Source organism: Aeromonas sp. HMWF017 (genome assembly GCF_003061465.1).
Lineage (GTDB): Bacteria > Pseudomonadota > Gammaproteobacteria > Enterobacterales > Aeromonadaceae > Aeromonas > Aeromonas veronii.
In genome coordinates, this window is the sequence record NZ_QAJD01000164.1 from 19,407 (window position 1) to 27,301 (window position 7,895).

The 7,895-nt window shown below is 60.4% G+C and carries 10 protein-coding genes; 9 read left to right on the forward strand and 1 reads right to left on the reverse strand.

What is annotated here, in order from left to right; translation table 11 throughout:
* The first annotated feature begins 18 nt into the window (after window positions 1-18).
* Together mpl and DBR30_RS18165 are read left to right on the forward strand one after the other, a co-directional pair.
* The gene (mpl, locus tag DBR30_RS18160) at window positions 19-1,389 is read left to right on the forward strand and encodes a UDP-N-acetylmuramate:L-alanyl-gamma-D-glutamyl-meso-diaminopimelate ligase (protein WP_108541777.1); all 1,371 of its coding nucleotides are present in this window, start codon (window positions 19-21) and stop codon (window positions 1,387-1,389) included.
* Entirely contained in the window at window positions 1,386-1,997 is a 612-nt protein-coding gene (locus DBR30_RS18165; RefSeq protein WP_108541778.1) for a flavin prenyltransferase UbiX, read from the forward strand. The genes mpl and DBR30_RS18165 overlap by 4 nt, the downstream gene beginning before the upstream one ends.
* Window positions 1,998-2,069: 72 nt before the next feature.
* Here the strand turns inward: DBR30_RS18165 and DBR30_RS18170 are convergent, their stop codons facing one another.
* Window positions 2,070-2,684: a TetR/AcrR family transcriptional regulator gene (locus DBR30_RS18170; RefSeq protein ID WP_019445349.1), complete on the reverse strand. Its 615-nt coding sequence runs from the start codon at window positions 2,682-2,684 to the stop codon at window positions 2,070-2,072.
* A gap of 201 nt (window positions 2,685-2,885) precedes the next feature.
* Here DBR30_RS18170 and hpt point away from each other — a divergent pair, with 201 nt between their 5' ends.
* From hpt to DBR30_RS22525, 7 genes are all read left to right on the forward strand, one after another.
* Complete coding sequence (hpt, locus tag DBR30_RS18175; RefSeq protein WP_005335618.1) at window positions 2,886-3,416, forward strand: hypoxanthine phosphoribosyltransferase; 531 nt, start codon at window positions 2,886-2,888, stop codon at window positions 3,414-3,416.
* 111 nt (window positions 3,417-3,527) lie between these two features.
* Window positions 3,528-4,445, forward strand: coding sequence for an ABC transporter ATP-binding protein (locus DBR30_RS18180; RefSeq protein WP_108541779.1), 918 nt, complete (start codon window positions 3,528-3,530; stop codon window positions 4,443-4,445).
* Window positions 4,442-5,215 carry an ABC transporter permease gene (locus DBR30_RS18185; RefSeq protein WP_019445351.1) on the forward strand — a complete coding sequence of 258 codons (774 nt, stop codon included), beginning with the start codon at window positions 4,442-4,444 and terminating at the stop codon, window positions 5,213-5,215. The genes DBR30_RS18180 and DBR30_RS18185 overlap by 4 nt, the downstream gene beginning before the upstream one ends.
* A gap of 227 nt (window positions 5,216-5,442) precedes the next feature.
* The gene (locus DBR30_RS18190; protein WP_108541780.1) at window positions 5,443-6,594 is read left to right on the forward strand and encodes a double-cubane-cluster-containing anaerobic reductase; all 1,152 of its coding nucleotides are present in this window, start codon (window positions 5,443-5,445) and stop codon (window positions 6,592-6,594) included.
* 9 nt (window positions 6,595-6,603) lie between these two features.
* On the forward strand, window positions 6,604-7,386 hold the full coding sequence (locus tag DBR30_RS18195) for an acyl-CoA dehydratase activase (RefSeq protein ID WP_108588465.1): 783 nt from the start codon (window positions 6,604-6,606) through the stop codon (window positions 7,384-7,386).
* Window positions 7,383-7,691, forward strand: a complete 309-nt coding sequence (locus tag DBR30_RS18200; RefSeq protein WP_108541781.1) for a DUF3343 domain-containing protein — start codon at window positions 7,383-7,385, stop codon at window positions 7,689-7,691. Before DBR30_RS18195 ends, DBR30_RS18200 begins: the two co-directional genes overlap by 4 nt.
* Window positions 7,688-7,895: MauE/DoxX family redox-associated membrane protein (locus DBR30_RS22525; RefSeq protein WP_375135861.1), on the forward strand; the 208-nt coding region annotated here is incomplete at its 3' end. The genes DBR30_RS18200 and DBR30_RS22525, both read left to right, overlap by 4 nt.

Below are 7,895 nucleotides of genomic sequence, written 5' to 3' on the forward strand. Positions count from 1 at the left end.
ACTGCGAAAGGAAGCGGTATGCATATTCACATTCTCGGGATCTGCGGCACCTTTATGGGTGGTCTGGCGGTGTTGGCAAAACAGCTTGGTTACCGGGTGACCGGCTCGGACGCCAATGTCTATCCCCCCATGAGCACCCAGCTCGAGCAACAGGGCATCGAACTGACCGAAGGCTATGATCCGTCCCAGCTCGATCCGGCGCCGGATCTGGTGGTGATTGGCAACGCCATGAGCCGCGGCAACCCCTGTGTTGAATATGTGCTGGACCGCAATCTGCCCTACATCTCCGGCCCCCAGTGGCTGCTGGAGCACGTGCTGCAAGATCGCTGGGTGCTGGCCGTTGCTGGCACCCATGGCAAAACCACCACCGCCAGCATGCTGGCCTGGGTGCTGGAGTACGCCAAGCTGGAGCCCGGTTTCCTTATTGGCGGCGTGCCGGGCAACTTCCCGGTCTCCGCCCGCCTCGGTTCTGCCCCCTTCTTCGTCATCGAAGCTGACGAGTATGACTGCGCCTTCTTCGACAAGCGCTCCAAGTTCGTCCACTACCACCCGCGCACCCTGGTGATGAACAATCTGGAGTTCGACCACGCGGACATCTTCCCGGATCTCGCCGCCATCCAGCGCCAGTTCCACCACCTGATGCGCACCGTACCGAGCAACGGTCGGGTGCTGTTCCCGAAGGCGGATGACAACCTCACCGCCGTGCGCAAGATGGGCTGCTGGAGCGAAGTGGAGCTGGTGGGTCAGGATGACGCCAAGTGGAAAGCGGTCAAGCTGGCCGATGACGGCTCCGCCTTCGAGGTGTGGCTGGACGGGGTGAAGCAGGGCGAAGTGCACTGGGAGTGCATCGGCGAGCACAACGTCAACAACGGTCTGATGGCCATTGCTGCCGCACGTCATGCTGGCGTGATGGTGGAGCATGGCATCGCCGCCCTCTGCCAATTCAAATCACCCAAACGGCGGATGGAACTCAAGGGCGAAGTGGCTGGCATCAGTGTCTATGACGACTTTGCCCACCACCCCACCGCCATCGAGACCACCCTCGGCGGCCTGCGCGCCAAGGTAGGAGAAGCCCGTATTCTGGCGGTGCTGGAGCCACGCTCCAACACCATGAAGCTGGGGGTTCACAAGGAGGAGCTGGCCGGATGCTTCGATGGCGCCGACGAGGTGTTCTTCTTCCAACCCCCCAACATCGGCTGGGATCTCGGCGAGGTGACGGCCCATATGACCCGACCGGCCAAGGTATTCAACGATCTGGAGACCCTGATCAACCGGTTGGTAGCCGAGAGCCGCGATGGCGACCATATTCTGATCATGAGCAACGGCGGCTTCGGCGGTATTCATGACAAGCTGATCGCCCGCCTCAAGGATTACCACGGCGAACTATGAACAAAGAGATCACCCTGGCGCTGACCGGCGCCTCCGGCGCCCCCTACGCCCTGCGCCTGCTCCAGTGTCTGGTGCAGGCGGACTATAGGGTCTATCTGCTCGCCTCATCGGCGGCACGAGTGGTACTCAAGACCGAGCAGCAACAGGATTGGCCCGGCTCGCCGAAAGAGCTCTCTGCCTATCTTTGTCGCCAATATGGCGCCAAGGAGGGGCAGATTGTCGCCTGCGGCAAGGAGGAGTGGTTCTCGCCGGTGGCCTCCGGTTCGGCCGCGCCCAAGCAGATGGTGGTCTGCCCCTGCTCCATGGGCACCGTCTCGGCCATTGCCAACGGCACCTCCGACAACCTGCTGGAGCGGGCGGCGGATGTGGTGATCAAGGAGCGCGGCCAGCTGATCCTGGTGCCCCGCGAGAGCCCCTTCTCGGCGATCCATCTGGAGAACATGCTGAAACTGGCACGGCTCGGGGTGACCATCATGCCTGCCGCCCCCGGTTTCTATCATGAGCCGAAAAGCATCGCCGATCTGGTGGACTTTATGGTCGCCCGCATCCTCGATCATCTCGGTGTCGAGCATGAGTTGACCCGCCGCTGGGGCTATGGCCACCGCTGAGGTGACCGCCATATCCGGCCATAAAAAAACGGCGCCACTCAATGAGTGACGCCGTTTTTTCGTTAAGTCGTGTTAGCGAGCCTGAATTGGCGCCGTCACGTACTTGAACAGGAAATCAGTCACCTCTTGTCGCGCCGGGCGCTGAGGTTGATTGATCATCTGCATCATCACATAGCCAAAACCGGTCAAAGAGCGGGCCAGATCCTGTGCTGACAGCACGCTGGTGATCTCCCCTGCATCCATGGAGGTTTGCAGCTCGCTGGCGATCAGCTCAAGGCAGTGATCGAGCAGCCGGGTATAGCGGGGCCATACCTCTTCCCGAACCGATGAGCTCCACTCCAGCCAGATACCGGCATAATCCGGTTGATCGTAGGCGGCATCGACAGAGAGGCGTACATGACGCTGGATCTTGTCGAAAATGGAGCCCTGGTCACCGTATGCCTGCGACAGCATTTGGTTCACAAAGCGTTCGATCTCGGCCAGCACCTCATCTACCAACTCCTCGCGGGTGTTGAAATAGTTGAAGACGGTAGCCACAGAGACCTTGGCCTGTTCGGCTATCTCGGCGTGACCTGCGCGGCCAATGCCGCGACGGGAGAACACCTCGATGGCACATTCCATCAATTGGGAGCGACGAGCTTCCGGCGACAGCCGGGTACGACGTCTTATTTCTGCGCGTGGTTCCATAGTTTTTATCATCTAATAGTTATTGATTATGGTGTTTATAGTATTTTAACTAATCATGCCTGAGTGCCTGCTAACTCTATCAATTAAAATAAGCCGATAAAAGCACCACGTATCTCTAGCACCCTTCAACATGAGTGGTAGAATCATCGGTTTTGATATTCATGAACGGCCAAATCCCCTTTGGCCTTATGGGAGTAAGTGATGAAACACACCGTCGAGGTGATGATCTCCGAGGCTGAAGTAGCCGCCCGGATCGCCAAATTGGGTGAAGAGATCACCGCCCGCTATCAGGGTTCTGACGAAGTCGTGATGATTGCGCTGCTGCGCGGTTCCTGCATCTTCCTGGCCGACCTCTGCCGCCAGTGCCAGCTGCCCATCACCCTGGACTTCATGACCGCCTCCAGCTACGGCTCCGGCATGCACAGCACCCGTGACGTCCGCATCCTCAAAGACCTGGACGATGACATCAAGGGCAAGGATGTGGTGATCGTGGAAGACATCATCGACACCGGTTACACCCTCAACAAGGTGCGCGAGATCCTCTCCCTGCGCGAGCCGAAATCCCTGGCCATCTGCACCCTGCTGGACAAACCCTCCCGCCGCGAAGTGCAAGTGCCGGTCGACTGGATTGGCTTCGCCATTCCGGACGAATTCGTGGTCGGCTGTGGCATCGACTACGCCCAGAAGTACCGCAACCTGCCGTTTATCGGCAAAGTGGTACCCCAGGAGTAAGCCAGGTTCAGGAATATCACGGGTGAAGCGGCCTTGCGCCCTTTACTCTGTGCAGGCGGCCTTGGCCGCCTTTTCTGTATCGAGCCGGATTCAACCATCACAGAGGTTGCAATGAACGCACTGGAAATCAGCGGCCTGAAAAAGACCTATCAGGGGGGCATCGAAGCCCTTAAAGGCATCGATCTTACCGTCAGGCAGGGGGATTTCTTCGCCCTGCTCGGCCCGAACGGCGCGGGCAAATCCACCACCATCGGCGTCATCAGCTCGCTGGTGAACAAGAGCGCCGGCAAGGTGAAGGTGTTTGGCTATGACATCGACAGCGATCTCGAACAGGCCAAGGCTCAGCTCGGACTGGTGCCGCAGGAGTTCAACTTCAGCCAGTTCGAGAAGGTGATCCAGATTGTCACCCATCAGGCCGGTTTCTACGGCGTGCCCAAGGCGGAAGCCAAGATCCGCGCCGAGAAGTACCTGCGCCAGCTCGATCTGTGGGAGAAGCGCGACATGCCTGCCCGCACCCTCTCCGGCGGCATGAAGCGCCGTCTGATGATCGCCCGCGCCCTGATGCACGAGCCCAAACTGCTGATCCTCGATGAACCGACCGCCGGGGTCGATATCGAGATCCGCCGCTCCATGTGGACCTTCCTCAAGGATCTCAACGAGCAAGGCGTCACCATCATCCTTACTACCCACTATCTGGAAGAGGCGGAGATGCTCTGCCGCAACATCGGCATCATCGACAAGGGGCGTCTGATCGAGAACACCAGCATGAAGAATCTGCTGGGCAAGCTGGGTCGCGAGACCTTCCTGCTCGACCTTGCGCCAGGTTCTGCCGTACCCGAGGTGCCAGAGTTCAACGGCCGCATGCCGGATGAACGCACTCTTGAGGTGGATCTCGACAAGAGCCAGTCACTCAACAGCCTGTTCGAGCAACTGTCGAAGCAGCAGGTGCAGGTCGTGAGCATGCGCAACAAGGCCAACCGGCTGGAAGAGCTGTTCGTCAATCTGGTCGAAGAGGGGAGAAAGGCATGAATCTGGCCATCTATTACATCGCCTTCAAGAGCATTCTGGCCAAAGAGGTGAGCCGCTTTACCCGGATCTGGATCCAGACCCTGGTGCCACCGGCCATCACCATGAGCCTCTATTTCGTCATCTTCGGCAACCTGATCGGTTCGCGCATCGGTGATATGGGCGGTTTCACTTACATGGAGTTCATCGTGCCCGGCCTCATCATGATGTCGGTGATCACCAACTCCTACTCCAACGTCGCCTCCTCCTTCTTCAGCGCCAAGTTCCAGCGCAATATCGAGGAGATGCTGGTCGCGCCGGTGCCCAACTACGTCATCATCGCCGGCTACGTGGGCGGTGGCGTGGCGCGCGGCCTCTGTGTCGGCCTCATCGTCACCCTGGTGTCGCTCTTCTTCGTGCCGCTGCAGATCCACCATCTGTTCAGCGTCTGCTTCACCGTACTGCTCACCGCCATCCTTTTCTCGCTGGGTGGCCTCATCAACGCGGTGTTTGCCAAGACCTTCGACGACATCAGCATCATCCCCACCTTCGTACTGACGCCGCTCACCTATCTGGGCGGGGTGTTCTACTCCATCAGCCTGCTGCCCCCCTTCTGGCAGGGCGTCTCCCAGGTGAACCCCATCATCTACATGGTGAACGCGTTCCGTTACGGCTTCCTCGGTATCTCCGACGTACCGCTCGGCACCGCCTACCTCATCATCATCGGCTTTATCGTGGCCCTCTACGGCATCGCCTGGTGGCTTATCTCCCGCGGAACCGGTCTGCGCCACTGATTGCCAAAACGGGCACCTCGCGGTGCCCGTTTTTTATTCCCCATGTAGCCCCCTTCAACCTGCCAGACCCCTTCGCAATAACCTGCCTGTCATTAAGGATTTACCCGACACCTTGTGATCCACCGCAATTTTCGAATTACCCCCAAAGGTATAATTCTCGCGATTGGATGTGCCGTCACGGATGGCTCGTCCGTCTCTTCATTTCTCTCATCAGGGCAGGATCGCCTATGTCACTTATCACCGAGTTGCCAGCCATATTCGATAGTTTTTCAGATGCCCGTCGTCAGGGCTTTCTGGCTGTGATGGCACTCAAGGAGCGACAGATCCCCCTGGTTGGTACCTACTGCACCTTCATGCCGCAGGAGGTGGCGATGGCCGCCGGCGCGGTGGTGGTATCGCTCTGCTCCACCAGCGATGAGACCATCGAGGAGGCCGAGAAAGACCTGCCCCGCAACCTCTGCCCGCTGATCAAGAGCAGCTATGGTTTCGGCAAGACCGACAAGTGCCCCTACTTCTACTTCTCCGATCTGGTGGTGGGGGAAACCACCTGTGACGGCAAGAAGAAGATGTACGAGTACATGGCCGAGTTCAAACCGGTGCACGTGATGCAGTTGCCCAACCGCGCCGATGACGAAGCCTCCCGCACCCTGTGGCGCAGCGAAATCGTCCGCTTCAAGGAGTTGTTGGAACAGCAGTTCGGCAATCCCATCAGCGAGCAGGCGTTGCGCGACGCCATCGTGCTGAAAAACCGCGAGCGCCGCGCGCTGGCCGATTTCTACCGGCTGGGCCAGCTCAATCCGCCGGCACTCAGCGGTACCGACCTGCTCAAGGTGGTCTATGGCGCCACCTTCCGCTTCGATAAGGAGCGGCTCATCAGCGAGCTGCAGGAGATGACCCGCCGCATCAAGGCCGACTATGCCGAGGGCAAGCGGCTCGACGCCCGTCCGCGCATCCTCATCACCGGCTGCCCCATCGGCGGCGCCGCCGACAAGGTGGTGCGTCTCATCGAGGAGCACGGCGGCTGGGTAGTAGGTTACGAGAACTGCACCGGCGCCAAGGCGACCGAGCAGTGCGTCAGCGAACAGGGTGACCCGTTCGATGCGCTGACCGACAAGTATCTGGCTATCGGTTGCTCCTGTATCTCCCCCAACCACCAGCGCATGAAGCTGCTGAGCCAGATGGTGGAGGAGTATCAGGCTGACGGGGTGATCGATGTGATCCTGCAGGCTTGCCACACCTATGCGGTGGAATCGCTCGCCATCAAACGCCATGTGCGCGAACGCCATGGCATCCCCTACATGGCGGTGGAGACCGACTACTCCAGCGCCGACAAGGGACAACTGGCCACCCGGCTGGCCGCCTTTATCGAAATGCTGTAAGGAGGCGCCGTGTCACTATCCATCGGGATTGACTCGGGCTCCACCGCGACCAAGGGGATCCTGTTCGACCACAAGGATGGCGGGCGTATCGTCCGCCGTTTTCTGGTGCCGACCCCCTTTCGTCCGCTGGCTGCCATCGAGCAAGGCTGGGAGGAGCTCTCGGCCGATTTGCCAGAGCGCCCCCACCTGACCCTGACCGGCTATGGCCGGGATCTGGCGTCGTTCGCAGATCGCCGGGTTACCGAGATCTCCTGCCACGGGCTGGGGGCGCGCCTGCTCTGCCCGTCGGTACACACCGTCATCGACATCGGCGGGCAGGACAGCAAGGTGATCCAGCTCGATGGCGAGGGCAACCTCACAGATTTTCTGATGAACGACAAGTGCGCCGCCGGTACCGGCCGCTTTCTCGAGGTGATCACCCGCACTCTGGGGGCGCGGGTCGAACAGCTCGACGAACTGCTGCAAGGGGCCGAACCCCACGACATCAGCAGCATGTGCACCGTGTTTGCCGAATCAAAGGCGATCAGCCTGCGCTCGGCGGGCATTCCGGCCGAGTCGATCCTGGCCGGTATCGTCCGCTCTATGGCCCGGCGCAGTGCCAACTTTATCGGCCGCCTCGGCGCCAGACCGAGCGTGCTCTTTACCGGCGGCGTCAGCCACTGCGCCACCTTCCGCCACTATCTGGCGCAAGGATTGGGCTGCGACGTAGCCACCCACCCGGATGCTCAGTTTGCCGGTGCGCTGGGGGCCGCCCTGTTCGGCGCGCGCGCCAGCACGGGAGGCAAATCATGAATCAGGAGTTTCTCTACCTGTTCCACTCCACCCTCGGCACAGTCAGGCTGCGCAAGCGGCTGGAGCAACACGGCCAGTCGTTTCGGGTCTGCGATGTGCCGCGCCTGCTCAGCGCCGGCTGTGGCCTCGCCATTCGCCTCCACTGCCCGCCAGACGAGTGGCAGCAGTGGTGCCAGCGCGGTGAAACCGCCGCCGTCTTTCGCTGCGAAGCGGACGGCGACTATCAGGAGCTGGCCCGCTATCCGGCCGATAGCCCGGACATGGCGAAGCAAACGCCTGTGGCTGGCAGTCGGAGTCATGGATGATAAAGATCTATCCCATGGCTGTTTATCTGCACATGCTGGCCAATCTGGCACTGGGGGGATTTTTCCTCGCCTCCGCCGGGTTCAAGCTGGCCTCCCCCGCCCTGTTTGTCGAACAGATCGCGGCCTTCGGACTGATCTGGCCGTCACTGATCCCGCCGGTGGCCTGGGGGCTGATCGCCCTTGAGCTCTGCGCGGGAGTGGCGG

Bases quoted from the DNA above. Each gene is read 5' to 3' on its own strand.
- mpl (WP_108541777.1), top strand. From the start codon at position 19: ATGCATATTCACATTCTCGGGATCTGCGGCACCTTTATGGGTGGTCTG.
- DBR30_RS18165 (WP_108541778.1), top strand. From the start codon at position 1,386: ATGAACAAAGAGATCACCCTGGCGCTGACCGGCGCCTCCGGCGCCCCC.
- DBR30_RS18170 (WP_019445349.1), bottom strand. From the start codon at position 2,684: ATGGAACCACGCGCAGAAATAAGACGTCGTACCCGGCTGTCGCCGGAA.
- hpt (WP_005335618.1), top strand. From the start codon at position 2,886: ATGAAACACACCGTCGAGGTGATGATCTCCGAGGCTGAAGTAGCCGCC.
- DBR30_RS18180 (WP_108541779.1), top strand. From the start codon at position 3,528: ATGAACGCACTGGAAATCAGCGGCCTGAAAAAGACCTATCAGGGGGGC.
- DBR30_RS18185 (WP_019445351.1), top strand. From the start codon at position 4,442: ATGAATCTGGCCATCTATTACATCGCCTTCAAGAGCATTCTGGCCAAA.
- DBR30_RS18190 (WP_108541780.1), top strand. From the start codon at position 5,443: ATGTCACTTATCACCGAGTTGCCAGCCATATTCGATAGTTTTTCAGAT.
- DBR30_RS18200 (WP_108541781.1), top strand. From the start codon at position 7,383: ATGAATCAGGAGTTTCTCTACCTGTTCCACTCCACCCTCGGCACAGTC.